The organism is Mycolicibacterium sphagni, assembly GCF_002250655.1.
Taxonomy (GTDB): Bacteria; Actinomycetota; Actinomycetes; order Mycobacteriales; family Mycobacteriaceae; genus Mycobacterium; species Mycobacterium sphagni.
In genome coordinates this window covers 204,469-229,694 of the sequence record NZ_NOZR01000002.1, presented here as the reverse complement: position 1 = coordinate 229,694, position 25,226 = coordinate 204,469, and the positions used below count along the sequence as shown (strand labels likewise).

Sequence of the window (25,226 nt, the reverse complement as noted above, 5' to 3'; positions counted from 1 at the left end):
GGCCATGACTGCCGCAACGCAGGCCGACCTGCTCGATTATGACGATGTCGTCGCCCGCTTCGACCCGGTGCTCGGTCTGGAAGTGCACGTCGAGCTGTCGACGGCCACCAAGATGTTCTGCCCGTGCTCGACGACCTTCGGCGCTGAGCCCAACACCCAGGTGTGCCCGGTGTGCCTAGGTCTGCCGGGTGCGTTGCCGGTGCTCAACGAGGCAGCCGTCCAGTCGGCCATCCGCATCGGCCTGGCGCTGAACTGTTCGATCGCGCCGTGGTCTCGCTTCGCCCGGAAAAACTATTTCTATCCCGACCAGCCGAAGAACTACCAGATCTCGCAGTACGACGAGCCGATCGCATTCGAGGGCTACCTCGACGTCCCGCTGGATGACGGCAGCACCTTCCGCGTCGCCATCGAGCGGGCGCACATGGAGGAGGACACCGGCAAGCTCACCCACGTCGGCGGCGACACTGGCCGCATCCACGGTGCGACCACCTCGCTGCTGGACGTCAACCGGGCCGGAGTGCCGCTCATCGAGATCGTCACCAAGCCGATCGAGGGCGCCGGTGAGCGCGCCCCCGAGGTCGCCCGCGCCTACGTCACCGCGCTGCGGGATCTGCTGCGCGCACTCGGCGTCTCCGATGTGCGGATGGACCAGGGCTCGCTGCGTTGCGACGCCAACGTGTCGCTGCGGCCGATCGGTCAGGCGGAGTTCGGCACCCGCACCGAGACCAAGAACGTCAACTCGCTCAAGAGTGTCGAGGTGGCCGTCCGCTACGAAATGCGCCGTCAGGCAGCAGTTCTCACCGATGGCGGCAAGATCCGCCAGGAGACCCGCCATTTCGACGAAGCGGGCTTCACCTCGCCCGGCCGCGACAAGGAAACCGCCGAGGACTACCGGTATTTCCCCGAGCCAGATCTTGAGCCGGTGGCGCCGAGCGACGAACTCGTTGAGCAGCTGCGCACCACAATCCCCGAGCTTCCGTGGTTGTCGCGCAAGCGAATTCAAGAAGAGTGGGGCGTCTCCGACGAGGTGATGCGCGACCTGATCAATGCCGGTGCCGTCGAGCTGGTGACCGCCACCGTCGCAGCGGGTGCCAGCAGTGAGCATGCGCGGGCCTGGTGGGGAAACTTCTTGGTGCAGAAGGCCAATGAGGGTGAAGTGGCTCTGTCCGACTTGGCGATCACGCCGGCTCAGGTCGCCAAGGTGATTGTCTTGGTCGATGAGGGCAAGCTGTCGAACAAATTGGCCCGTCAGGTTGTCGAGGGTGTGCTGGCTGGTGAGGGTGAGCCCGACCAGGTGATGACCGACCGTGGTCTGGCCTTGGTGCGCGACGACTCATTGATCCAGACCGCCATCAATGAAGCGCTCGAGGCTCATCCCGATATCGCGGAGAAGATCCGCGGCGGCAAGGTGCAGGCCGCCGGTGCGATCGTCGGCGCGGTGATGAAGGCGACGAAGGGCCAGGCCGACGCGGCGCGCGTGCGCGAGTTGGTCATGGCCGCCTGCGGCCAGAGCTAGGCGCTGAGTCGGGAGCGGTTGATCCACCACTGCTCGTGGATGCGCCGGCAGCGCCCGGCCGACAGCGGTTCGGCGCAGTCGTAACGGTCCAGCATGGCCGCCGCTCCGATGAAGTCCAGATTCCGAATGCCCAGGGTGGTGACGACGATCGTCGCCAGCCCCGCCGAGCGCGCGGTGTGGAAGCCGGCCGCGGAATGCTCGACCGCCATCGCAGCGGCGGGCCCGACGCCCAGTTCGTGCAGCGCCCGGCGGTAGATCTCCGGGTCGGGCTTGGGCCGCACGATGTCGTCACCGGTGATCATCACCTCCACCACCCCGTCGCCGATCAGGTCTCGCACCAGCGGCTCGATCCGCTCGCGGGAACCCGCTGCGGTGATCGCGACCCGGATATCGCCGCAGTGCAGGCTCCAGATCAGATCCCGGAACATGTGAGCGTCGCGTTCGGTGGCCGACAGTGGCGCGTCGAAGTCGAAAATCACGGCCTCGAGCATGGGCGCGTCTGCGTGGGCGCAGCGCGCTCGATCCCACCAGAAGGATCGACTCCGGCTGATCGTGTCCAAGGTCGTCGTGGCCACGGTCGAAGTATCAGCCCGGCCGGCACTCGCTGGCATCCCCCGACCGGGGGAGAGGGGGGAGGATCTCTCACCCGTGACAATGCGGTGACGCTGGTCAGCGGCCGGCACTACGGTGAAGCCCATGGCGGTGCGGGTGGTGCTGGTCGACGACCACGAAATGGTCATCGAGGGGCTCAAGGCGATGCTCGCGCCGTTCTCCGATCGTGTCGAGGTGGTCGGTGAGGCCGTCGGCGCGGAGAAGGCCATGGCCGTGATCGCCGATCTGAATCCCGACATCGTGCTGTGTGACGTGCGGATGCAGGGCGCCAGTGGGCTCGACCTTTGCCGGGAGATGCGTGAACGCGACCCCGGTCGCAAGGTGATCCTGCTGTCGGTCTACGACGACGAGCAATACCTGTTCCAGGCCATGCGGGTCGGCGCCTCGGGATATCTGCTCAAGGGCATCAGCAGTGACGAGCTGGTTCGCCAGCTGGAAGGTGTGCATGCGGGCTCGACCGCGATCGACGCCGGCCTGGCTGCGCGCGCGGCGGAGACCGCGGCACGCTTGCAGAGCGACCAGTTCTGGCCGGGCGCGCGGCACGGGCTCACCCAGCGTGAGAGCGAGATCTTGTCGTTGGTGGTGACCGGCTTGTCCAACCGGGGGATCGCCGCCAAGCTAGTAATCGGCGAGGAGACGGTGAAGACCCACCTCAGCTCGATCTATCGCAAGCTGGGTGTCAGCGATCGCACCAGTGCGGCGGCAACAGCGTTGCGGGAGGGCATCTTTCGATGAGCCGATCCAAGGGTGTCAGTCCGCACGCCGTCCACGGACTGGTCGACGCCGACCGGGAAGTGGCCCTGCTGCTGGACATCATCGCCGCGACGTCGAGCGGACCCGAGGTCGAGCCGATGGCCGCCGCGGTGGCCCGGATGATCACTGCGACAACCGCATCCGACGTGTGTTTCGTGCACGTCCTCGACGACACCGACCGATCACTGACACTGGCCGGTGCCACTCCGCCGTTCGACGAACAGGTCGGCCGCATCCGGATGCCGCTGGGATCCGGGGTGTCCGGATGGGTGGCCAGCCACCGCGAACCCGTGGTGATTGTCACCGACAAGGAGGCCGACCCACGCTATCTGCCGATCGCGGCGTTGCGCGGCAAGGACTTCGCCTCGATGGCGTCGGTGCCGATGGAAACCGAGCCGGGCGGCCTGGTGGGTGTACTCAACGTGCACACCATCGAGCGTCGGGACTTCACGCCCCGCGATATCGAACTGCTGACCGTCATCGGACGGCTCATCGCCGGCGCGCTGCACCAGGCCCGCCTGCACCGTCAGCTCTCGGCACGTGAACGCGCGCACGAGAATTTCGCCGAGCAGGTGATCGCCGCGCAGGAGAGCGAACGCCGCCGGCTGGCCGGTGACATCCACGACGGCATCTCGCAGCGTCTGGTGGGGCTGAGTTATCGGCTCGATGCCGCCGCACGCGCAGTCGATGCCTCCGATCAGGCCTCGGCCGCGCTCCAGCTCGAAAAGGCCAGGGATCTGGTCGATCTCACGCTGGCCGAGGCGCGATCAGCGATCGGCGGTCTGCGGCCCCCCGTGCTCGACGACCTCGGGCTAGCCGGTGGACTGGCCAGCTTGGCCACCTCGATCCCAGAAGTAGATCTCGATCTCGATCTCGTCGACGAGCGACTGCCCGAGCACATCGAAGTCGCGTTGTATCGCATTGCGCAGGAAGGGCTTCAGAACGTCGTGAAGCACTCCCGCGCCATGGTCGCCACTGTCAGGTTCGCGGTCGGCGACGGGGTGGCGCTGCTGGAAGTGGCCGACAACGGCGTGGGTTTCGAGGCGGCGCCGGGGACCCCGTCCCCGGCCGGTTACGGCATGTTGTCGATGGCCGAACGGGCCGAACTGGTCGGGGGGACACTGACCGTCACCTCAGCCCCGGGATCGGGCACGACCGTCAGGGTGACCATCCCGCTGGATTAGCCGTCAGGGTGCGTCGGCCCAGAACCGCGGCGCGCGGCCGGCATGGCGCTGACGCCGAGGCGATCGCAGACTTCGAAACTCCAGCAGCCGCACATAATCTGGCACTGTGGCCGCGTCCCGGTCGGGTCCACTGGCGGCGTAGACGACACAATCCGGTGGCAGCGCGATCAGCGCTTCGGCGTCGCCGGTGGCGGTCAGACCCATCGGCGCCCCGCCGGCCAGCTCGCCGGCATCCGTGCCGACCTTGTCGGGCGAATGCACCCATACGCCAACGAGTTCAAGGTCGGGGCGGTGGCGCACGGCGTCGATCGCGATGGATCCGACGCCGCCGGTGGACCAGACGACGGTTCGCAACGGCTTGGGGGCAGCGCTCACGGGTGCCAGAGTAGGCGACGGTCCGGGAGCGCAGGCTGAATAACCTAATATTTGTTCTATCGAGCGACGTGCTAGCGGTTGACGACGACTCCGCGAAGCATCGTGTCGCGCACACACAACTGCGATGCGCGGGTGCCCAGGTCGCGAAGGATGCTCTCGGGGATCCAGCCGACTCCGATCACCGCACGTGCCAAGAGCTCATTCGACGGGCTGTCGATGCTGATTTCCCCGGACTTGATGGCCATGGCGAGAAGGCTCTTCATCTGCCGAACCCGTTTGGTGAACAACCATCCAGGGTTGGGGGTGTCCGGGGGAGACTGCCGCATCCAGGCCAGCTGAATCCGGAACTCGTCGGCGAATCGGTCCATCACATTGGTGTTGATCCAGCTGAGCGCGTCCAGCTTCTCGATGACCGTGGAGTCTGTTTGCAGCACTTCGGACCAGCCCATCGCGACCTTCTCGCCGAAGGACTGCATGATCGACGCCAGCAGTTGGTCTTTGGATCCGATCAGCCGGTACACGGTGCCGGTTCCCATGCCGGCGGCCGAGGCGATGTCGCGGACAGTCGTGACTTCGTAGCCCTTCTTACCGAATTCCGACCTCGCGACGGCGCGGACGTAAGCGGCCTTGTCCTCGGGTTGGGCGTCGGCGTCGTCGGTCCACGAGCGCACCACCGCGTCGGCGGCCTTGAATGCTGCCGACGCGTCGAGCTGTTCGTCGGTCGGCGCACCGGCGGCGAGGCCCTCGAGGAGGATGCGGCACAGCAGGATTGCGGTCGGGTCGGCACCGGCAGTGTGCCGCATGACGTCGAGCCCGACCTGCAGCATCGTCTGGACGATCCGCTCGGCCAGGACAGTCAGGTCGACATCGGATCGCAGGTATCCACTCCAGCGGGCTGCGCGAAGCGTCTCCAGCATGGACTGCAGCAGCGCGGTGGGGCGGTGCGCCGCCAGCGTCGTCAGTTCGTGGTTCGAGCTGGGGCCCTCATAAAACGACATCTGCAGCGCGGCGCGATGGGTCACGGCGCATCGCGCGATCGCCGTGCACAGATCGGCGATCTGGTCGAAGGCGGGATGAAACTCCGGATCGTTGAGCCTGCTCTGTGCTTCGTCGGCGACGCGGTCGAGGTCCTCGTGGTAGCGGTGGAGCAGCTCGACCAGGATCGCTTCCTTGGAATCGAAATGGTGATAGAGGCTGCCGGGCAGAATGCCTGCGGCATCGGCGATTTCCTGCAACGAGGTGCGCAGACCCGATGTCGCGACGATCGACGCCGCTGTCTGCAGTATTTCGGTCCGTCGGGTGCCGTCGTCGTAGGCGTGCCCCGGCGAGGCGGTACGGTCGGTGGCGCGCTTGCGCCGGTTGGGCGGCCTCGGAGTCACCTGCGGACCCGCCACGACCCCTCCAAACGCTCGACTCCCGTACCTGACTGACCGAATATTTGGTAAACGGTACCAGAGGTGGGGTGGTCTACAGGGCTCTCACCTGCGAATGTCTGTCGGCGCGGACCAGTCAGCGAAGACCCATTTGGTAGATGGGCGGTCTCGCGTCAGGTGTTGTCGGCGTTGCTGCGCGGGAAGCCGCCGCCCTGCGGGAAGAGCGGGAAGACCACGTCGTCGAGCTTCTCGGCATCGCCGGCTGTGCGGTTGACCGTTGCGCCCCAGATATTTCCGTCCGGGGACACCTGCAGAGCCCAGGCGTGGCCGTGGGTGTCCTGGCGTACCACCTCGGGCTCGCCGGTCACCGCGCCGGTGCCCTGGGCCAGCCGAACCGCCACGGTCTGCTTCAAATTGACCAGATTGACCAGCACCGTTCCGTTCAGTGCGGCGCAGCCGGCGACGCCGGGCTTGTCCGGCCATGTCCACACCGTGGTGGTCTTGGCGTCCGGCGTGATGCGTTGCAGGCGGTCACCGGCCGGAGTGCGGTCGGTGATGAAGAGCGACTTGTCCGTGGGGTCGATGCACATGCCGCCGCCCGGCCCCATCCCCGACAGCGCGGTGGTGGGTGGTGCGGGGTTGACCGTGGTCGGCTGTTCGAGGCGAATCACTTTGCCCGCCAACGATTTCGGGTCTGCAGCCAGAGCCGGGTTGCCGGCATCGCCGGTTTGCACGACCAACGTCGTCGGGCTGGTGAAGATCAGCGATCCGGTATTGCCGGTGACGCCCTTGGGGATCCCGGTCAAGATCGGCTTGGGGATGTCGCCGTCGGCCACCCGGATCACCCGGTTGTCGGTCGGCGTACTGATGTAGGCGTACATCAGCCGGTCTTGTGAATAGGTGGGCGACAGCACGATGTCCATCAGTCCGCCGTCGCCGCTGGGGTCGACCGGGATGACGGTGTGGATCTTCGGCTCGGCGCTGACGGACACGTCTTTGATCGCGCCGGTCGTGCGTTCGGCCACCAGGGCGGTCTTGCTGTCGGGGCCCATGATCAGCCCACTGGTGCTTTCCAGGCAGCCTTGCATCACCCCTGGGGCGGGGCAGGCTTTGGGGAACGGCTTGGGCGGCAACGGCGGCGGTGGCGGCGGCGTCGAACTCGGGCCGGGCGCCAGCTGCGGGGCGGTGGTGTAGGGCTGCGAGATGTCGTTGTTGAACTTGGCGCAACCCGCCGAAGACCCCAAGACGACCGTCGCTGCACCGAGCACGGACAGCACTGCGCGAACTGACCGGCGTACCTGCATGCCCGCCAGGTTACGGATATCGCGTCGATGTTCGCCACGACGGCCCGTGTCGGGACGAAATCCAGGCGATATTGACCGCTAGAAGCGCCGCTCAAATCCCCGATTTGCGGCGATATGCACCTACTCTGACTTGCGTGACGAGTCAAGGCCCCGATCCGCACTGGCAGCGCCCCGACGACTCCTCGGTTCGACCGGCGTCGGCCCAGTTGGTCGACCCGGAAGACGACCTGCCCTCGGCCACCTACGGTGGCGATTTCGAGACCACGACGATCCCCCATTACGGCTCCGGATTGCCGGGCTCCTCACCGTCAACCGGCTATGGGTTGCTGCACGACCCCGAGCCGCTGCCGTACGTGCAGCCCCACGTCGACCCGACCCCATCGCAGGTCTCGCCGATGGAGATCGAGCCGATCGACGCCGAGGAGCGAGCCAAGGCCGCGGGCCGCAGAGGTACCCAGGATCTCGGACTGTTCCTGCTGAGGATCGTCGTCGGCGCGGTGTTCATCGGCCACGGCTTGCAGAAGGCGTTCGGTTGGTGGGGCGGCCAGGGCCTGGACGGGTTCAAGACCGCCCTGGCTGACGCCGGCTACCAGCACGCCGGGGTGCTGACCTACGTCGGTGCCGGTGCCCAGATTCTGGTGGGTGTGCTGCTGGTGCTGGGCCTGTTCACTCCGCTGGCTGCCGCCGGCGGAGTGGCCTACCTGGTCAACAGCCTGCTGACGATCGTCTCGGCCCAGCGCAAGGACGGTTACCTCGCGGTCTTCGGTCCGGACGGCATTGAATACCTGTTGGTGCTGGTCGCCGCCGTGTCGGCAGTGATTCTGGTCGGCCCCGGTCGCTACGGTTTCGACGGCGGACGCGGCTGGGCCCGCCGTCCCTTCGTCGGCTCGTTCATCGCGCTGCTGCTCGGCATCGGCGGCGGCATCGCTGCGTGGATCTTCCTGCACGGGAACAACCCGCTCGCCTGAGGCCTATTCGTACGGGTTGGGCACCCGGCCGCCGCTGGCCTCGGCCAGTAGCGGCAACATGGCGAAGGTGACCGCGGGCAGCAGCATGTCCGAACCATCCCGCAGTTGCGCCCGCGCCCACGAACTGCGTTCGAAGCGCAGGCCGTCGACCTCATCCCAGCCGACCGTGCGGCTACTCAGCAGCGTGCGCGCTGTCACCGTGTCCTGGTCGGCGACAGTGCGCAGTCGCACGATCGCCGCCGACGCCAGTACCGGCAGTACCAGGAAGACCGCACCCCAGGTGGGGAACATCGTGATCATCACCAACAGACCCAGCGCCAGGAAGCCCGAGGCGAAGTGCGCCATCGGCGACACCCGGATCACCACGGGCTTGGCGGTGGACTGACCAGGTGCGCGACGCGAGGGCATGGCGCCATCCTCCCACCTTCGGCGTGGCCACTGCCCGGGCCCGGTCCGGGATTTGACGCTTGACCAGTGCGGAGGCTACCGTCGCAGGTTATGAAGTCCGGCGGAATTCTCGTAGTAATTGGCCAGCGCGTTGGTGCCGCGCTTGCCCCCGCCCGGGCATAGCCACACGCACCAGCGCGCAACCCTCGTACAGCCGGCCGGGCTGACGGGGGTTTTTTCTTGCCCGAGAGAATCATCAGCAGCGAACAGTACGGAAAAGGACCACACCGTGAGCGCACCTACGACGCGACCACCCGAGCCATCGGCGACGGCAGCCCCCACGGCCGCCGAAACCCCAGCACCGACCGCCGCCAAGCGCGTCGCCCCACAGCAGCTCACGGGCGCCCAGGCGGTAGTCCGCTCGCTGGAGGAACTCGGCGTCGACACCATCTTCGGGATCCCCGGCGGCGCGGTGCTGCCGGTCTACGACCCGCTCTACGATTCGCAGAAACTTCGCCACGTCCTGGTTCGCCACGAACAGGGCGCCGGGCACGCGGCCAGCGGTTACGCCCACGCCACCGGCAAGGTCGGCGTGATGATGGCCACATCGGGCCCCGGTGCCACCAACTTGGTGACCCCGCTGGCCGACGCCCAGATGGATTCCATCCCGGTGGTCGCCATCACGGGGCAGGTCGGTCGCGCGTTGATCGGCACCGACGCCTTCCAGGAAGCGGACATCTCCGGCATCACGATGCCGATCACCAAGCACAATTTCCTGGTCCGCAACGGCGACGACATCGCCCGGGTGATGGCCGAGGCGTTCCACATCGCTGCCACCGGCCGTCCCGGGGCTGTCCTCGTTGATATCCCCAAGGACATCCTGCAGGGTCAGTGCACCTTTGCCTGGCCGCCGCAGATCGACCTGCCCGGCTACAAGCCCAACACCAAGCCGCACAGCCGTCAGATCCGGGAGGCTGCCCGGCTGATCGCCGCGGCGCGCAAGCCGGTGCTCTACGTCGGCGGCGGGGTCATCCGCGGCGAGGCCACCGAGGAGTTGCTGGATCTGGCCGAGCTGACCGGGATTCCGGTGGTGACCACGCTGATGGCGCGCGGCGCTTTCCCGGACAGCCACCCGCAGAACCTGGGCATGCCCGGCATGCACGGCACCGTCGCCGCCGTGGCCGCCCTGCAGAAGAGCGACCTGCTCATCGCCCTGGGTGCCCGCTTCGACGACCGGGTGACCGGCAAGCTGGACTCCTTCGCGCCTGAGGCCAAGGTGATCCACGTCGACATCGACCCGGCCGAGATCGGTAAGAACCGCAACGCCGACGTGCCGATCGTGGGTGACGTCAAGCTGGCGATAACCGAACTGACGGAGTCCTTGCGGAAGACGGGCGGCACGCCGCGGGCCAACCAGGACAACTGGTGGGAGTACCTGTCCGGCATCCGGTCCACCTATCCGCTGAGCTACGACCCGCAGCACGACGGCAGCCTCAGCCCGGAGTACGTGATCCAGCAGCTGGGCAGGATCGCCGGACCGGACGCCATCTACGTCGCGGGTGTGGGGCAGCACCAGATGTGGGCGGCGCAGTTCGTTTCCTACGAAAAGCCGCGCACTTGGCTGAATTCCGGTGGTCTGGGCACCATGGGCTTCGCTGTCCCGGCCGCTATGGGCGCCAAGATGGCCCGGCCCGACGCCGAGGTGTGGGCGATCGACGGTGACGGCTGCTTCCAGATGACCAATCAGGAACTGGCAACCTGCGCGGTCGAAGGGGTGCCGATCAAGGTCGCGCTGATCAACAACGGCAACCTCGGCATGGTGCGCCAGTGGCAGACGCTGTTCTACGAGGAGCGGTACAGCCAAACCGATCTGGCCACCCACAGCCGCCGCATCCCGGACTTCGTCAAGCTGGCCGAGGCGTACGGATGCGTCGGATTACGTTGCGAGCGTGAAGAAGACGTTATCGACGTGATCAACCAGGCGCGCGCTATCAACGACCGCCCGGTGGTGATCGACTTCATCGTCGGCGCCGACGCCCAGGTGTGGCCGATGGTGGCCGCGGGCTGTGGCAACGATGAGATCATGGCCGCCCGCAACATCCGTCCGCTGTTCGACGACAACGAGGAGGGTCGAGCCTGATGGCCGGAAACACTGTCACCCACACCCTTTCGGTGCTCGTCGAAGACAAGCCCGGTGTGCTCGCCCGCGTGGCGGCGCTGTTCTCCCGGCGCGGCTTCAACATCGAGTCGCTGGCTGTCGGTGCCACCGAGCAGAAGAACATGTCGCGGATGACGATCGTGGTCACCGCGGAGGAGACACCCCTGGAACAGATCACCAAGCAGCTCAACAAGCTGATCAACGTGATCAAGATCGTCGAGCAGGACGGCGACAACTTCGTGGCTCGTGAGCTGGCGCTGATCAAGGTCCGCGCCGACGCCGGCACCCGCAGCCAGGTGATCGAGGCGGTGAACCTGTTCCGCGCCAAGGTGATCGACGTGTCCACCGAGTCGCTGACCGTCGAAGCCACCGGCACCCCGGAGAAGCTCGAGGCGCTGCTTCGGGTGCTCGAGCCCTACGGTGTCCGTGAGATCGTGCAATCCGGCGTGGTGGCACTCTCGCGCGGACCGCGCGGAATGACCAACTCCAAGTAATAGACCCCACCGAAGAAACCAAAGAAAGGTAAAGGCCAACGTGGCTTCAAATACCATTGAGATGTTCTACGACGATGATGCCGACCTGTCGATCATTCAGGGTCGCAAGGTCGGTGTGATCGGCTACGGCAGCCAGGGCCACGCCCATTCGCTGAGCCTGCGCGACTCCGGTGTGCAGGTGAAGGTCGGCCTCAAAGAGGGCTCCAAGTCGCGCGAGAAGGTCACCGAGCAGGGCCTCGAGGTCGACACGCCCGCAGAGGTCGCCAAGTGGGCCGACGTCATCATGTTGCTGGCGCCCGATACCGCACAGGCCGAGATCTTCAAGAACGACATCGAGCCGAACCTGGAGGCAGGCAACGCGCTGTTCTTCGGCCACGGGCTGAACATCCACTTCGGCCTGATCAAGCCGCCGGACAACGTCACCATCGGCATGGTCGCCCCCAAGGGCCCGGGACACCTGGTGCGCCGGCAGTTCGTCGACGGCAAGGGCGTGCCGTGCCTGATCGCCGTCGAGCAGGACCCAACCGGTGAAGGCCAGGCGCTGGCGCTGTCCTACGCCAAGGGCATCGGCGGTGCCCGTGCCGGCGTCATCAAGACCACCTTCAAAGACGAGACCGAGACCGATCTGTTCGGTGAGCAGGCCGTGTTGTGCGGCGGCACAGAGGAACTCGTCAAGACCGGCTTCGACGTCATGGTCGAGGCGGGTTATGCCCCCGAGCTGGCCTACTTCGAGGTGTTGCACGAGCTCAAGCTGATCGTCGACCTGATGTACGAGGGCGGCATCGCTCGGATGAACTACTCGGTCTCCGACACCGCGGAGTTCGGCGGCTACCTCTCGGGCCCGCGCGTGATCGACGCCGACACCAAGGAGCGGATGCGCGCCATCCTCAAGGACATTCAGGACGGCAGCTTCGTCAAGGAGCTCGTTGCCAATGTCGAGGGCGGCAACAAGCGCCTGGAGAAGCTGCGCAAGGAGAACGCCGAGCACCCCATCGAGATCACCGGCAAGAAGCTGCGCGACTTGATGAGCTGGGTCGACCGGCCGATCACCGAAACCGCCTAATACGTTCCAAAAACTGAAGCCACGCAGGGAAATCCCTGCGTGGCTTCAGTTTTGTGCGGGCCGGAGCCGGGTGAACGGATGCGGCCGCCACATGCGGGCGGTCAGCAGTATCGGCACGATGATGTAAGGCAGGTTGTAGGCCAGCGCCTTTGGGGTGTTGGTGAAGGTGTAGTCGTAGGCGGTGTTGCACACGGCTTCGAAAAGCCGCGCATCACCGGCGAACCCCACCATCACGACGATGAAGGTGGTTTGCACGACCATTCCGGTGTAGATGAACGACGGCTTGCGGATCCATTCCCGCCCTCTGATGAAGGCGTAGACCAGCAACACGTAGAAGGTCCCGAACACCAGCGCGGACACACTCGCTCCGACCTGAAGGAAGCGCGGGTTGGCGATCAGCAGCGGATCGGTGCCGTCGGCGTACACGTGGTAGACGACGCGGGCCAGGAAGAAATTGGAGTTCGGATCGGGGTGACCCACCATGTTGACGATATCGCCGGTGAACGAGGACCCGATGAACATCGTGAATACCAGGATGAAGAACCAGTCGTAGCGACGCTCACGCAGCGGGATCGGGCTGCGAACAGCAGGGGGTGCGGCCGCGGAAGTGGTCATGGCCGCTGATGGTAGGTCCTTGAGACGCCCCGAAGACCTGGTTTCCCGAACTTGCAACAGTAAGCCCTTCTGTATTTCTGAGACCACCTCGGCGTACCGGGGGTGAGCCGACCGCACGACGGGGTACTCCGTGTTGTGAAACTCTCAAGGGATCTACGGCAACGGCGAAGGAGTCCGGCAATGACAACGTCCAGAGGTGGCGCGCTCGGCGCGCTGATGGTGGGTGCCCTCGGGGTCGCGGCCTTCGTGTCGATGCCGAGCGCAGCGGCCGCGCCCTGCAGTGCCAGCGGTTTGGCCTCTACATCCAGCGGTGTGCTGGCCGCCGCCGGCGGATATCTGGCGAATCATCCCGGCGCCGATGATGTGCTGACCGCCGCGGCCTCTCAGTCACCCGAGGACGCGAAGGCCTCGGTGCGGTCGTATTTCATCGGCCATCCCGGCGAGCTGCTCGACCTGCAGAACATCGCGGGCCCGCTGCGCGATCTGCGCAACCAGTGCGGAGTGTCGGTCTCGCCGAGCCAGCTCGCCCTGCTCTTCGAGCAGGTCTCCTAGGAACTACGGAGACAGCGACGGTAGGGGAAGCCCGAATTCGCGCTCGAGCACTGTGCGCGCGGCGTAGTAGCCGCTCATCCCGTGCACGCCGGTTCCCGGCGGGGTCGCCGAGGAGCTCAGGTATGCCTTGGGGATTGGCGTGGTCCATGGATTCCACCGCAGGGTCGGCCCGACCATCGCGGCGAACAGCGTCGCGCCGCCGACGATGATGTCGCCGCCGACGTAGTTTGCGTTGTGGGACGACATCTCGGCGGCGGTCACACACCGCGACGCCAGCACCAGATCCCGGAACCCAGGCGCGGCCTTTTCGAACAGGCCGATGATCGTCTCGGTCAGGTCCTCGGTCGAGTGGGCTGGGACGTGGGCATAGGTCCACAGCGGCCGGCGCCCCGCGGCGTCGATTCGCGACGGGTCGGACAGGTGCGGAAGCGCGGCCAACGTCATCGGCCACTCGGCGTGCCGGCCCGAGGCGATCTCCTTCTCGGAGAACGCCATCTGAGCCCGGGTACCGCCCATGTGCACGGTGGGTGAGGTGGCGATCCGCTGATCGCGCCAAGGAATGTCGCCGGAGAGCACGAAATCCACCTTGCACACACCTGGGCCATACCGGTAGCGCCGCAACGATTTCGCGTAGGCTTCCGGCACCGCCGAGCCGTAGATGTCGAGCAACGCCGTGGGCGCGGTGTCATAGATCACCACACCGGGGGGAGGAGATGTCACCGGTTCGCCGACGACCAGTTCGCCACCGTGGGCCTGCAGATCAGCGAACATCGCGTCGACGATGGCCTGGCTGCCGCCGACCGGCACCGGCCAGCCGGCAGTGTGCGCCACCGTGCCGAGCATGATGCCTGCGCCGCTGTTTACCGGTGACGGCATCGTCGAAATCGCATGCGAGCCAACGCCGGTGAACAACGCTCGGGCATCCTCACCGCGCAGCACACCCCATGCCGGGCTGCCCTGGCCGAGGACCCGAAGGCCAGCACGCACCGTGGTGGGCAGATCCGGTGGCAGGGAACGCTTGTCGCCGAGGAAGAAGCCGAGGACGCCGTCGGCATGATCGACCAGCGGGCCGAACAATCGGCGCCACGAGCTGCCGTGGTCCAGTTCGGCGCAGGTGCGCTCCAGCGAGTGGTAGGCGATCGCGGCGCGCCGGTTCGGCAGCGGGTTGGCGTAGGAGATCTCCGGCACCACCAACTGCACCCCGCGCGCGGCGAGGTCGTATTCGGCGAAGAACGGTGACGCCAACGCCAGCGGGTGGACGGCCGAGCAGACGTCATGGCGAATCTCGGGGTACTCAGGGTCGGCCGCGGTGCGGGCGCCGCCGCCGAACGTCGGCTGACCCTCCACGACGCGGACCGACAACCCGGCTCGCGCACAGATCACGGCAGCTGCCAACCCGTTGGGACCACTGCCGACGACGGTCACGTCCACGTATTAAGTAGACCTCACAGCAGCCGATGGTCGTGCACGGGGCAACAGCCACTAGGCTGACCGGCGTGAATCTGCCCGTTGTATTGATCGCAGACAAACTTGCCGAGTCGACCGTCGCCGCCCTGGGCGACCAGGTTGAGGTCCGCTGGGTCGACGGCCCGGACCGGCCCAAACTGCTGGCTGCGGTTGCCGACGCCGACGCACTGCTGGTGCGTTCGGCCACCACCGTGGACGCCGAGGTGATCGCCGCCGCGCCGAAGCTCAAGATCGTGGCCCGCGCCGGCGTCGGCTTGGACAACGTCGACGTCGATGCGGCCACCAAAGCCGGCGTGCTGGTCGTCAACGCGCCCACGTCGAACATCCACAGCGCCGCCGAGCATGCGCTGGCGCTGATGCTGTCGGCCGCGCGGCAGATCCCGGCCGCCGATGCCACGCTGCGCGAGCACACCTGGAAGCGCTCGTCGTTCTCGGGCACCGAGATCTTCGGCAAGACCGTCGGCGTGGTGGGGCTGGGCCGAATCGGCCAGTTGGTCGCCCAGCGGCTGGCAGCCTTCGGCACGCATGTCGTCGCCTACGACCCGTACGTGTCGGCCGCTCGCGCCGCCCAGCTGGGCATTGAGCTCCTCTCGCTTGACGACCTGCTGGCCCGGGCCGACTTCATCTCGGTACACCTGCCCAAGACCCCGGAGACCGCCGGACTGATCGGCAAGGACGCGCTGGCCAAGACCAAGCCGGGGGTCATCATCGTCAACGCCGCCCGCGGCGGCCTGGTCGACGAGAGCGCACTGGCCGACGCGATCACCAGCGGCCACGTCCGTGCCGCCGGCCTGGACGTGTTCAGCACCGAACCCTGCACCGACAGCCCGCTGTTCGAGCTGCCGCAGGTGGTTGTCACCCCGCACCTGGGGGCCTCCACCGAAGAGGCTCAGGACCGGGCCGGCACTGACGTGGCGGCCAGTGTGAAGCTCGCGCTCGCCGGTGAGTTCGTGCCGGATGCGGTCAACGTCGGCGCGGGCGCCGTCAGCGAAGAGGTGGCGCCCTGGCTGGACCTGGCCCGCAAGCTGGGTCTGCTCGTCGGGGTGCTCTCCACCGGGGCGGCGTCGAGCCTGTCGGTGCGGGTCAGTGGCGAGCTGGCATCGGAAGACGTTGAGGTGCTTAAGCTTTCGGCTCTGCGTGGCTTCTTCTCAACGGTCACCGATCAACAGGTGACGTTCGTCAACGCGCCGAACCTGGCCGCCGAGCGCGGCCTGCACAGCGAGCTGAGCACCGCCAGTGAGAGCCCCAACCACCGCAGTGTCGTCGACGTGCGCGTGGTGGGACCCGACGGCACGGCGACGAACGTGTCGGGAACCCTGTCCGGGCCGCAGCAGGTCGAGAAGATCGTTCAGATCAACGGCCGCAACTTCGATCTGCGTGCCGAGGGGGTGAACCTGGTTCTGCACTACTCCGATCAGCCGGGCGCGCTCGGCAAGATCGGCACCCTGCTCGGCAACGCCGACGTGAACATCCTGGCGGCTCAGCTGAGCCAGGACACCACCGGCAAGGCCGCGAGCCTGATGCTGCGGTTGGACCGTGAGGTCGGCGACGATGTCCGCTCGGCCATCGGTGACGCGGTGGGTGCGACGACTCTGGAAGTGGTGGATCTTTCGTGAAACTGGCGGTAATCGCGGGCGACGGGATCGGCCCGGAGGTCATCGACGAAGCGCTGCAGGTGCTCGATGTGGTGCTGCCCGGTGTGGAACGCACCGAGTACGACCTCGGGGCTCGGCGCTACCACGCCACCGGTGAGCTGCTCACCGCGGAGACCATCGAGGAACTGCGCGGCTACGACGCGATCCTGCTCGGTGCCATCGGTGATCCGTCGGTGCCCAGCGGCGTGCTGGAGCGCGGACTGCTGCTCAAGCTGCGCTTCGCGCTGGACCACCACGTCAACCTGCGACCGGGCCGGCTGTATCCGGGTATCAGCAGCCCGCTGTCCGGGGTGAGCAGCATCGACTTCGTTGTCGTGCGCGAAGGGACCGAAGGTCCCTACACCGGCAACGGCGGCGCGCTGCGCGTCGGCACGCCGCACGAGGTGGCCACCGAGGTCAGCGTCAATACCGCGTTCGGTGTCGAGCGGGTGGTGCGTGACGCGTTCGCCCGCGCACAGTCCCGGCGCAAGCACCTGACCCTGGTGCACAAGACCAACGTGCTGACCTTCGCGGGCAGCCTGTGGTCCCGCGTGGTCGCCGAGGTTGGCAAGGAGTATTCGGACGTCGAGGTCGCGTATCAGCACATCGACGCCGCGACCATCCACATGGTCACCGATCCGGGGCGTTTCGACGTCATCGTCACCGACAACCTGTTCGGCGACATCATCACCGACCTGGCCGCGGCGGTCTGCGGTGGGATCGGCCTGGCCGCAAGCGGCAATATCGATGCCACCCGGGCCAATCCGTCGATGTTCGAGCCGGTCCACGGTAGCGCGCCCGACATCGCGGGCCAGGGCATCGCCGATCCGACGGCGGCAGTGATGTCGGTCGCCCTGCTGCTGCGCCACGTTGGCGAGGATGCAGCGGCCGCGCGCGTCGACACGGCGGTCGCCAATCATCTGGCCACCCGCGGGGACGCGACGTTCTCGACCCACGAGGTCGGGGACCGCATCCGCGCGGCGCTCTAGTTCTTGATCGGCGGGTCGGCCGGCACCAACGGCAGCGCCGCCGCGGGGAACAGCGCACACACCGCGAACGCGATCGGGTAGCCCACCACACCGATCAGCGCACCGAACAACGGCGGGGCGAGCCCGCACGCCAACAGTTGGCTTGTGTTCTGCGCGCCCAAGGCTCGTCCGCTCCAGAACGGCCCCGCGATCTCGGCGATCGCAGTGAACGCCAGCCCGTTGTCGACCACCGTGATCACCGACGCTGCGACCATCACCGCGATGCTCAGCGTCCAGTGCCGCGCATCGGTCAGCGCCAGCGTCAACATGGCGGCGGCCGCGGCGGCCGCGATCATCCGGATCGGCCGTAGCCGCAAGCCGAGCCAATCCGACCACCGTCCGGCGGCGATACGGCCCAGCGCTCCGAGAATCTGCGCGAACATCACCAGCACGCCGGCGGATTCGGCTGACCACCCGCGGTCGACGATCAACCACACCAGGGCGAACGTCCACACCACACATTGAGGCACCACCAGCAGTACAGACACCGCGTGGATCCGCCACAGGAGGGCTGACCCGCGGTAGGGGTTGGCCAGGTGCTCTGCGGGGGCCTCGGCGCGCGGGGGCCGCGGCGGGTCGGTTACCCCGACAGCGCATACCAGTGCTGCCACCCCGCACGTGATGGCGGGGAACAGCAGCGCCCACCCGAGTCCGTGGCTCTGCGCCAAGCGGGGGATGACCAGCGCGCCGACCGCAACCCCCAGCGGTTGAGCGGTTTGCCGGATGCCCATCACCAGTCCGCGCTGCTGTGGCGGAAACCACCCGACGACCAGCCGCCCGCTGGCCGAATTGCTGCTGGCCGCGGCCATTCCGCCGAGGAACAGGAAAGCGCCGACGAAGACCAGGGAATGGGACGAGGCCGCGGCGAAGGCCGCGGCTGCCGTCAGCACGGAGCCGACCGTCAACACGAATTTCTCGCCGACGAGGTCCACCACGTAACCCCAGGCGATCAGGGTGACCACCATGCCAAAGCTCGGCATCGCCGACACCAGGCCGGCTTTGGCCAGGTCGAGGCCCATCGTGGTGTGCAGGGTCGGGATGAGAAAGGCGGCGCCGTTGATGAAAACGTTGGCGGACAACGTCGCGAACAACGCGATCGCAAGCATCGCCCAGCGCCGCACGGTGCTGATCGTGTCGACTGCCATGCGATCCATGATTCCACGACAAATCCCACAATGCTGAATTGAAATCTCACAATATGAAATCGAGCGTTGAGTGAGCGCTCCCGCACAGGAAGTGCGAGTAACGCCGGGCGTGGGTGCTCAATCAACGCCGATCGGGGTGTTTCGTCGCCGCATCGTCGCCCCACTAGGCTGTGAGGAATGCGCCTGGGTCGAATCGCCAGTCCCGACGGGGTCGCCTTCGTCAGTGTCGAAGGGGACGCCGGGAGCGAAATCGTTCGTGAAATCGCCGAGCATCCGTTCGGCACGCCGACGTTCACCGGCCGCACCTGGCCACTGGCCGACGTGCGCCTGCTGGCGCCGATCCTGGCCAGCAAGGTGGTGTGCATGGGCAAGAACTACGCAGCCCACATCGAGGAGATGGGCGGTGACGCGCCGGAGGATCCCGTCATCTTCCTCAAGCCCAACACTGCGATCATCGGGCCGGGTGTCCCAATTCAACTGCCTGCCAACGCTTCACCGGTCCATCACGAGGGGGAGTTGGCCGCGGTGATCGGCCGTCCGTGCAAGGACGTCCCGGCCTCACGTGCCGCTGAGAACATCCTCGGCTACACCATCGCCAACGACGTGTCCGCCCGTGATCAGCAGAAAGCCGACGGCCAGTGGATCCGGGCCAAAGGGCACGACACGTTCTGCCCGGTCGGCCCGTGGATCGTCACCGACCTCGATCCGTCCGACCTGGAGATCCGCACCGAGGTCAACGGGCAGGTGCGCCAACTGAGCCGGACCTCGCTGATGATCCACGACATCGGCGCGATCATCGAATGGATCTCGGCCGTCATGACCCTGCTGCCGGGTGATCTCATCCTCACCGGGACGCCGGAGGGCGTCGGGCCCATCGAGCAGGGCGACACTGTCAGCGTCAGCATCGAGGGCATCGGGACGCTATCCAATCCCGTTATCCGGAAAGGCAATTGATGACTGCGCCCACCAATGATCCAGTGCGCGTTCGGTTCTGTCCGTCACCGACGGGCATTCCGCATGTCGGCATGGTGCGAACCGCGCTGTTCAATTGGGCCTACGCCCGCCACACGGGCGGCACGTTCGTCTTCCGCATCGAGGACACCGACGCTCAGCGTGACTCAGAGGAAAGCTATGCCGCACTGCTCGACGCGTTGCGCTGGCTGGGACTGGACTGGGACGAAGGGCCCGAAGTCGGTGGCCCCTATGAGCCATACCGGCAGTCCCTGCGTACCGACCTCTACCGCGATGTGCTGGCCCGGTTGCTCGCCTCCGGCGAGGCCTACCTCGCGTACTCCACGCCCGAGGAGGTGGAGGCGCGGCACCTCGCCGCCGGCCGAAACCCTAAGCTGGGCTACGACAATTACGACCGCGACCTGACCGACGAGCAGCGCGCCGCCTACGTCGCCGAGGGCCGCAACGCGGTGCTGCGGCTACGGATGCCCGACGAGGACATGAGCTGGCACGACCTGGTTAGGGGTACGACGACGTTCGCCGCCGGAACGATTCCAGACTTCGCGCTGACCCGCGCGACCGGAGAACCGTTGTACACCTTGGTCAATCCGGTCGACGACGCGCTGATGAAGATCACCCACGTGCTGCGCGGCGAGGACCTGCTGCCGTCGACGCCGCGCCAGATCGCGCTGTATCAGGCGCTGATTCGTATCGGGGTGGCCGACCGGGTGCCCGAATTCGCCCACCTGCCACCGGTGTTGGGGGATGGCACGAAGAAGCTGTCCAAACGCGACCCGGAGTCCAACCTGTTCCTGCATCGCGACCGCGGCTTCCTGCCCGAAGGTCTGCTGAACTATCTTGCGCTGCTGGGCTGGGGGATCGCCGAGGACCGCGACATATTCAGCCTCGGCGAGATGGTCTCCGTCTTCGACGTCGTCGACGTCAACTCCAACCCGGCGCGGTTCGACCAAAAGAAGGCCGACGCCATCAACGCCGAGCACATCCGTCTGCTCGACGAAGCGGAATTCGCGAAGCGGCTCGCGGCCTATTTCGCGGCGCACGGTTACGACACCGGATTGGACGACGCCGGATTCGCCGTTGCCGCACAACTGGTGCAGACGCGCATTGTGGTGTTGTCCGACGCGTGGGCGCTGCTGAAGTTCTTCAACGACGATGCCTACGAGCTGGACCCCAAAGCCGCTGCCAAGGAGCTGGGCCCAGATTCACTACCGGTGCTCGACGCGGCGATCACCGCACTGGAGGGGGTGACCGACTGGACCACACCGGCCATCGAGGAAGCGCTCAAGACTGCACTGCTGGACGGCCTCGAACTCAAGCCGCGCAAGGCGTTCGGGCCCATCCGAGTCGCCGCCACCGGAGCCACCATCAGTCCGCCGCTGTTCGAGTCGCTGGAGCTGCTGGGTAGCGACCGCAGCCTGGGGCGACTGCGGGGCGCGCGCGACCATGCGGGGGTGCCGGAAAAAGACGGCTGAAATCTTTGATAGTGTGCTCGTCGGCCCGCAACCACGGCGCAGCCGCCTTCAGTCCCTCGCTCCATCGGGATAAAAGCGTCTGACCAGTGGTTATAGGCAGCCAATGGGGTATGGTGTAATTGGCAACACTAGGGATTCTGATTCCCTCATTCTAGGTTCGAGTCCTGGTACCCCAGCAAATTATGTCGGCAACGGCCTCTGGGCTATGCTGGCTACCCGGTGCGCCGCAAGGTGCGCCACGGATTTGGTTCTGGCCCCGTCGTCTAGCGGCCTAGGACGCCGCCCTCTCACGGCGGTAGCGTGGGTTCGAATCCCATCGGGGCTACCAATCCAAATCGCTCGGTCATCGACCGGGCGATTCTTTTTTTGGGTGCTGTGCTGCGCCGCGACCGGCGAATACCCAAGCCGGCGCAGCGTTGTCGGAGCATGGTTAGCTGTGCGCCTGATGAATCGCTACCGGGCGGCCGCGCTGATCGCCGTGGTGCTGTTGGCGTTGGCCGCAGCCTCGGGTCCGTCGGTGTGGCGTCTGACACGTGGCGCACCGGTTATCAGTGGTCCCTTCGCGTCCCTGCTGGCCGCGTCTACCAACCTGGGTCCGTCGCGTGCCGGTGATGTTCAGCTCACCGTCACCCTGCGCGGTGCAGGCCGCCCAGCGACCCTGATCGACTGGGCGAGGACACATCGGCTCGCGGTGCGCTGGCAACCCGGCGAGAACTTCGCGTTCGTCACGGGATCCGCCGACGGCATCGCCGACGCGTTCGGTGTGCCCGTCCACGACTACCGAGGCCGGCAAGGCCAGCTGTTCTACGCCTCTCCCCGGCAACCGGTGCTGCCCACCGAGATCCACGACGACGTGACGGGAGTCGGCCGGATCCTGAGCTACCTGCCGCACCGGACGGCGCGACCGGTGCTCCCGCTCGACGTACCCCGCCCGGGTCTGACGCCGCAGCAGCTGCTGACCGCCTACAGCGCGACCACACTGGTCCAGTCCGGCTATCGCGGTGCCGGCCAGACCCTGGTGGTCTTCTCATTCGACGGCTTCGATCAGCACGACCTCGACATGTTCGCCGACACGTCGGGGCTGCCGCGATTCACACCCGAGGTGGTCGGCGGTCCGCTCGAACCGCCCGAAGGGGAGGGCGCGATGGACCTCCAGGTGGCGCACGCCATCGCCCCGGAGGCCCGGCTCGTGGTGGTCAACGCCCATCCCACCCTGCAGGGGGACGGCACCTTCGAGAAGATCGGGCGGATGTTCGACGATGCTGCCCAACAGTTCCCGGGTTCGATCTGGAGCCTGTCGATCGGATGGGGATGTGAGGCGCTGGTCAACGCGGCCGACGTCGCACCCGTGCGGTCCGCGCTGAGCAACGCGCACCGGAGGGGCATCGCGGTCTTCGACGCCAGCGGTGACACCTCGGGGCTGGAATGCAAAGGCGGCAAAGACTGGTCGTCGCCGCCCGGCCCCAACGACATCGGCGTGGACACCATCGCGTCGCTACCGGAGATCACCTCGGTGGGCGGCACCACACTGTCGACCGATATCGAGGGGAGGTGGATGGACGAGCGGGCCTGGATCGACGTGCCGCTGTCGCAGGGTTCCAGCGGCGGTGTGTCGCGGCTGTTCGCTCGTCCCGACTATCAGCGTTGGATCGTCGTCGACCGGGACACCGACCACCGGCTGGTGCCTGACGTTGCCGCGGCGGCCGACCCGTTCACCGGGGTGCAGATCGTTTTCGGGCAGAACAGGCGGATCGGCGGGGGAACCTCGCAGGCCGCGCCGATCTGGGCCGGCCTGGCCGTGTTGATGAATCAGTATGTGCTCAGCCACGGCGGTCGGCCGCTGGGCGACATCAACCCCCTTCTCTATCGCGCCGCCCAGGGATCGAAGCGGCCGGGATTCCACGACATCACCAAGGGCGGCAACGCGGTCGACAATCCCGGTCCGGGGTATGACCTGGTGACCGGACTCGGAAGTCCCATCACCGACAACCTCGCTCAGAATCTGCTCGAGGTACAGAAGGCCGGATCGGTGGCCGCGGGCTTTGCACCCGGCGGCGGGTAGGCGTGTCCGTCTTTCGATCATGGGTGACGGGTGCGCTGTTCCCACAGCTGCCCGAGAGTTCTCGCCGCCCCTTTCGTGCCGGCCTGATCGTCCTCGTGGTGGCACTGGCGGCCTTCGCCGTACTGCGCTGGCAGGCGGCGATGATCGCGACCGCAGTATCCGGGCTGCCTGTTCTGTTCGTCGTCTACCTGCGCGAGACCGGTATTCGACGCACGGTCGGGCTGCGTGGCGTGTTCGTGGGGGCGATTCTGGCGCTGGGATTGGGAGTCGGGTGGGCACTGATTGCCGGCCCGATTGTCGCGAGGGCCTACGACGCCGCGTTGGGTGCGCAGACGGATCTGGCGGAGTTCTTGCTTTTCGGGGTGGCGGTGCCGATCAGCGAGGCATTTCTGATGCTGGTGCCCGTCGTGGTCGTGCGGCTCTTGGACCGCACGCCCCGAGATGCGCTGGACGGCTTCACGATCGGTGCGCTTGGTGCGACGGTGTTCACCGGGGCCGCTACCGCGACACTGCTGGTGCCGCAACTGGCGATGGGTGTCACTGCCCCCGACCGCGTTGTCGGCAGTCTCCTTGTCGAGGCTCTGGTCGAGGGAATCGCATGGCCCGTTGTGGGCTTGGCGGCCGGCGGGATCATTGGCATCGCTCTGTGGTTTGCCAAGCCCACCAACGCTTCTCACCCATATAGAGCTGTTGGTCTTGCTGCACTGTTGGTGGTTTTGGTCATGGTGACCGCAATGGGTGTGGTGGACGTTGTCCCACTCTCGTCAGCGTGGTACGGCGTGCTGCACATGCTGATCGCGGCGGCGGCGATGGTCGTCGTGCGGATCGTCATCGCGGCCGCGGTGCGCCATCAGGCGTTTGAAACGACCGGCGACGACAGCCAATCGACGCCGGCGCCGCGCTACGCCCGCGTGGTGGGATCGATGGCCACGGGCCTGGCCATGGCGGTCGCCGTGGGCGTCGTCGTGTCGGCGCGGATCACGCCCGCGCCGCAACCGTTTGTGTGCCCACCGGATTGCGGCAGGCCGCCGCTGGGCATCCCGGTTGAGAACAACCCCCGCTTCAGCGGTGACGACGGCGCATTCTCGGTGGCGTACCCCGCCGAGGGCTCGGCCTACGATGTCACCTTCGATCCGCCCGGTGTGAAAGGCGTTGAGCTGAAGTATGTCGGCGGCGATACTGGCACGCTGACACTTTTCGGCGAGCCCGCCGACGACCGGACGGCCAAGCAGGTCGTGCAGCACGTCCTCGAAAGTTGGTACCCGGGTGCGGCCGTCGACTACCAAGTCCCCAACGCGTCGGTCGGTTACCAGCCGGGCTACGGCGTCGTCGCCGACTTGTTTCGCAAAGACTCCTCGGCCACCTACACCCGGCTTCGGGTGATGGTCTTGGCCGCGGTCAAGCACGACTATGCGTTGATCGCGGCCGCAGTCGGCCCGTATCACCGGTTCAGCCCCGACTTCGGGACGGGTCAGCCGTCGGGTGCCAACCTCGAGCTGGCGATGGATATGGGCAAGTACGTCAACAGCTTCACGTGGTACGGCGACCGCTACGGGCGTCCGTAGTCACTCGGTCGGCGCGGTGGAGCCGGCCAGCGGCATCGGCGGCATGCCGAGCTTGCCGTGATCCCAGGACCGGGTGCGGCGGGTGACGATACGCACCGCCACACGCTTGTTCATCATCATGTCGACGGCAGGTTTGAGATCGTCGGTATAGGGGCCGTTGTAGCGTTCCCACACGCTGACACCGACTTTGAAGATGGTGTCGGGATCGTCGATGATCTCGGCCACACCTTCGAACGCGACGCCCTTCAGCGAGTCGTAGGTCATCCCGTCCTCGATCAGGAAGCTCACCCGCGGATCGCGACGCAGGTTGACCGCCTTCTGGGACTTGGCCTTGGTCTCGACCCAGATCTCACCGTCGAGGACGCCGTACCACATCGCGACGAGATGCGGCTGGCCGTCGGGCCCGATAGTCGCCATGGTGCCGGTGCGGCTGCGTGCCACGAAATCGGCGATCTCGGCGTCCGACATGACGATCTGGTTGCGTTGATTGGTTCCCATGGCGTCAGTTTGTCAGGCCGTGCCGCGCG

General features: G+C 66.7%; 22 protein-coding genes, 2 tRNA genes and 1 pseudogene. 16 read left to right on the top strand and 9 right to left on the bottom strand.

Translation table 11 applies throughout. The features are described from left to right. Positions 1-4 precede the first annotated feature (4 nt). Entirely contained in the window at positions 5-1,516 is a 1,512-nt protein-coding gene (gatB, locus tag CG716_RS03120) for an Asp-tRNA(Asn)/Glu-tRNA(Gln) amidotransferase subunit GatB (protein ID WP_094476329.1), read from the top strand. Here gatB and CG716_RS03115 read toward each other — a convergent pair. Next, positions 1,513-2,091, bottom strand: a complete 579-nt coding sequence (locus CG716_RS03115) for an HAD family hydrolase (RefSeq protein WP_207760560.1) — start codon at positions 2,089-2,091, stop codon at positions 1,513-1,515. The two genes, gatB and CG716_RS03115, sit on opposite strands and share 4 nt — an antisense overlap. A 121-nt stretch (positions 2,092-2,212) precedes the next feature. On the opposite strand from CG716_RS03115, the gene CG716_RS03110 reads away from it, so the two are divergent. After that, entirely contained in the window at positions 2,213-2,863 is a 651-nt protein-coding gene (locus CG716_RS03110) for a response regulator (RefSeq protein ID WP_094476327.1), read from the top strand. Next, positions 2,860-4,065: a GAF domain-containing sensor histidine kinase gene (locus tag CG716_RS03105; RefSeq protein WP_094476325.1), complete on the top strand. Its 1,206-nt coding sequence runs from the start codon at positions 2,860-2,862 to the stop codon at positions 4,063-4,065. Before CG716_RS03110 ends, CG716_RS03105 begins: the two co-directional genes overlap by 4 nt. An 81-nt stretch (positions 4,066-4,146) precedes the next feature. Here the strand turns inward: CG716_RS03105 and CG716_RS03100 are convergent. From CG716_RS03100 to CG716_RS03090, 3 genes and pseudogenes are all read right to left on the bottom strand, one after another. Beyond that, positions 4,147-4,440 (bottom strand): annotated as a pseudogene (locus tag CG716_RS03100) (dihydrodipicolinate reductase); the annotation flags it as partial. 71 nt (positions 4,441-4,511) lie between these two features. Next, the gene (locus CG716_RS03095) at positions 4,512-5,819 is read right to left on the bottom strand and encodes a TetR/AcrR family transcriptional regulator (protein WP_094476613.1); all 1,308 of its coding nucleotides are present in this window, start codon (positions 5,817-5,819) and stop codon (positions 4,512-4,514) included. A gap of 167 nt (positions 5,820-5,986) precedes the next feature. Continuing rightward, complete coding sequence (locus CG716_RS03090) at positions 5,987-7,117, bottom strand: PQQ-dependent sugar dehydrogenase (protein WP_094476323.1); 1,131 nt, start codon at positions 7,115-7,117, stop codon at positions 5,987-5,989. A 134-nt stretch (positions 7,118-7,251) separates the two neighbouring features. Here CG716_RS03090 and CG716_RS03085 point away from each other — a divergent pair, with 134 nt between their 5' ends. After that, positions 7,252-8,085, top strand: coding sequence for a DoxX family protein (locus CG716_RS03085; protein ID WP_094476321.1), 834 nt, complete (start codon positions 7,252-7,254; stop codon positions 8,083-8,085). A 3-nt stretch (positions 8,086-8,088) separates the two neighbouring features. Here CG716_RS03085 and CG716_RS03080 read toward each other — a convergent pair whose 3' ends face one another. Beyond that, positions 8,089-8,493: a PH domain-containing protein gene (locus CG716_RS03080; RefSeq protein WP_094476319.1), complete on the bottom strand. Its 405-nt coding sequence runs from the start codon at positions 8,491-8,493 to the stop codon at positions 8,089-8,091. Positions 8,494-8,761: 268 nt separating this feature from the next. Between CG716_RS03080 and CG716_RS03075 the strand changes: the two genes are divergently transcribed. From CG716_RS03075 to ilvC, 3 genes are all read left to right on the top strand, one after another. Then, positions 8,762-10,612, top strand: a complete 1,851-nt coding sequence (locus CG716_RS03075) for an acetolactate synthase large subunit (protein WP_094476317.1) — start codon at positions 8,762-8,764, stop codon at positions 10,610-10,612. Beyond that, positions 10,612-11,124 carry an acetolactate synthase small subunit gene (gene ilvN, locus CG716_RS03070; RefSeq protein WP_094476315.1) on the top strand — a complete coding sequence of 171 codons (513 nt, stop codon included), beginning with the start codon at positions 10,612-10,614 and terminating at the stop codon, positions 11,122-11,124. Before CG716_RS03075 ends, ilvN begins: the two co-directional genes overlap by 1 nt. Positions 11,125-11,185: 61 nt before the next feature. Beyond that, a complete protein-coding gene (ilvC, locus tag CG716_RS03065; RefSeq protein WP_234817702.1) occupies positions 11,186-12,187 on the top strand; it encodes a ketol-acid reductoisomerase in 1,002 nt (333 codons plus the stop codon). Between the two features lie 45 nt (positions 12,188-12,232). Here the strand turns inward: ilvC and CG716_RS03060 are convergent, their stop codons facing one another. Next, complete coding sequence (locus CG716_RS03060) at positions 12,233-12,802, bottom strand: EXPERA domain-containing protein (RefSeq protein ID WP_094476311.1); 570 nt, start codon at positions 12,800-12,802, stop codon at positions 12,233-12,235. A gap of 180 nt (positions 12,803-12,982) precedes the next feature. On the opposite strand from CG716_RS03060, the gene CG716_RS03055 reads away from it, so the two are divergent. Continuing rightward, a complete protein-coding gene (locus CG716_RS03055) occupies positions 12,983-13,354 on the top strand; it encodes a heme-binding protein (RefSeq protein WP_094476309.1) in 372 nt (123 codons plus the stop codon). A 3-nt stretch (positions 13,355-13,357) separates the two neighbouring features. Here CG716_RS03055 and CG716_RS03050 read toward each other — a convergent pair whose 3' ends face one another. Next, complete coding sequence (locus CG716_RS03050; protein ID WP_094476307.1) at positions 13,358-14,785, bottom strand: phytoene desaturase family protein; 1,428 nt, start codon at positions 14,783-14,785, stop codon at positions 13,358-13,360. Positions 14,786-14,850: 65 nt separating this feature from the next. Between CG716_RS03050 and serA the strand changes: the two genes are divergently transcribed. Beyond that, a complete protein-coding gene (gene serA / locus CG716_RS03045; RefSeq protein ID WP_094476305.1) occupies positions 14,851-16,437 on the top strand; it encodes a phosphoglycerate dehydrogenase in 1,587 nt (528 codons plus the stop codon). After that, positions 16,434-17,444, top strand: coding sequence for a 3-isopropylmalate dehydrogenase (locus CG716_RS03040; protein WP_094476303.1), 1,011 nt, complete (start codon positions 16,434-16,436; stop codon positions 17,442-17,444). The genes serA and CG716_RS03040 overlap by 4 nt, the downstream gene beginning before the upstream one ends. Here CG716_RS03040 and CG716_RS03035 read toward each other — a convergent pair. Further along, entirely contained in the window at positions 17,441-18,628 is a 1,188-nt protein-coding gene (locus CG716_RS03035; RefSeq protein ID WP_094476612.1) for an MFS transporter, read from the bottom strand. The genes CG716_RS03040 and CG716_RS03035 overlap by 4 nt on opposite strands. A 177-nt stretch (positions 18,629-18,805) precedes the next feature. Here CG716_RS03035 and CG716_RS03030 point away from each other — a divergent pair, with 177 nt between their 5' ends. The 6 genes from CG716_RS03030 to CG716_RS03005 all read left to right on the top strand — a co-directional run bounded on the left by CG716_RS03030 (position 18,806) and on the right by CG716_RS03005 (position 24,699). Then, entirely contained in the window at positions 18,806-19,582 is a 777-nt protein-coding gene (locus tag CG716_RS03030; protein WP_094476301.1) for a fumarylacetoacetate hydrolase family protein, read from the top strand. Next, on the top strand, positions 19,582-21,072 hold the full coding sequence (gltX, locus tag CG716_RS03025; protein WP_094476299.1) for a glutamate--tRNA ligase: 1,491 nt from the start codon (positions 19,582-19,584) through the stop codon (positions 21,070-21,072). Before CG716_RS03030 ends, gltX begins: the two co-directional genes overlap by 1 nt. A gap of 104 nt (positions 21,073-21,176) precedes the next feature. After that, a tRNA-Gln gene (locus tag CG716_RS03020) sits at positions 21,177-21,248 on the top strand. Between the two features lie 76 nt (positions 21,249-21,324). Further along, positions 21,325-21,400: transfer RNA gene (locus CG716_RS03015), tRNA-Glu, on the top strand. Positions 21,401-21,517: 117 nt separating this feature from the next. Next, positions 21,518-23,134 (top strand): S53 family peptidase, encoded by a 1,617-nt coding sequence (locus CG716_RS03010; RefSeq protein WP_094476297.1) that lies wholly within the window; start codon positions 21,518-21,520, stop codon positions 23,132-23,134. A 23-nt stretch (positions 23,135-23,157) separates the two neighbouring features. Next, complete coding sequence (locus CG716_RS03005; RefSeq protein ID WP_094476295.1) at positions 23,158-24,699, top strand: hypothetical protein; 1,542 nt, start codon at positions 23,158-23,160, stop codon at positions 24,697-24,699. Here CG716_RS03005 and CG716_RS03000 read toward each other — a convergent pair whose 3' ends face one another. Next, on the bottom strand, positions 24,700-25,197 hold the full coding sequence (locus CG716_RS03000) for a PPOX class F420-dependent oxidoreductase (RefSeq protein WP_094476293.1): 498 nt from the start codon (positions 25,195-25,197) through the stop codon (positions 24,700-24,702). Positions 25,198-25,226 lie beyond the last annotated feature (29 nt).

What these genes read in the sequence shown, in the direction of transcription:
- gatB (WP_094476329.1), top strand. Translation starts at nt 5, where the DNA reads ATGACTGCCGCAACGCAGGCCGACCTGCTCGATTATGACGATGTCGTC.
- CG716_RS03110 (WP_094476327.1), top strand. Translation starts at nt 2,213, where the DNA reads ATGGCGGTGCGGGTGGTGCTGGTCGACGACCACGAAATGGTCATCGAG.
- CG716_RS03105 (WP_094476325.1), top strand. Translation starts at nt 2,860, where the DNA reads ATGAGCCGATCCAAGGGTGTCAGTCCGCACGCCGTCCACGGACTGGTC.
- CG716_RS03090 (WP_094476323.1), bottom strand. Translation starts at nt 7,117, where the DNA reads ATGCAGGTACGCCGGTCAGTTCGCGCAGTGCTGTCCGTGCTCGGTGCA.
- CG716_RS03080 (WP_094476319.1), bottom strand. Translation starts at nt 8,493, where the DNA reads ATGCCCTCGCGTCGCGCACCTGGTCAGTCCACCGCCAAGCCCGTGGTG.
- ilvN (WP_094476315.1), top strand. Translation starts at nt 10,612, where the DNA reads ATGGCCGGAAACACTGTCACCCACACCCTTTCGGTGCTCGTCGAAGAC.
- ilvC (WP_234817702.1), top strand. Translation starts at nt 11,186, where the DNA reads ATGTTCTACGACGATGATGCCGACCTGTCGATCATTCAGGGTCGCAAG.
- CG716_RS03060 (WP_094476311.1), bottom strand. Translation starts at nt 12,802, where the DNA reads ATGACCACTTCCGCGGCCGCACCCCCTGCTGTTCGCAGCCCGATCCCG.
- CG716_RS03055 (WP_094476309.1), top strand. Translation starts at nt 12,983, where the DNA reads ATGACAACGTCCAGAGGTGGCGCGCTCGGCGCGCTGATGGTGGGTGCC.
- CG716_RS03035 (WP_094476612.1), bottom strand. Translation starts at nt 18,628, where the DNA reads ATGGCAGTCGACACGATCAGCACCGTGCGGCGCTGGGCGATGCTTGCG.
- CG716_RS03030 (WP_094476301.1), top strand. Translation starts at nt 18,806, where the DNA reads ATGCGCCTGGGTCGAATCGCCAGTCCCGACGGGGTCGCCTTCGTCAGT.
- gltX (WP_094476299.1), top strand. Translation starts at nt 19,582, where the DNA reads ATGACTGCGCCCACCAATGATCCAGTGCGCGTTCGGTTCTGTCCGTCA.
- CG716_RS03010 (WP_094476297.1), top strand. Translation starts at nt 21,518, where the DNA reads ATGAATCGCTACCGGGCGGCCGCGCTGATCGCCGTGGTGCTGTTGGCG.
- CG716_RS03000 (WP_094476293.1), bottom strand. Translation starts at nt 25,197, where the DNA reads ATGGGAACCAATCAACGCAACCAGATCGTCATGTCGGACGCCGAGATC.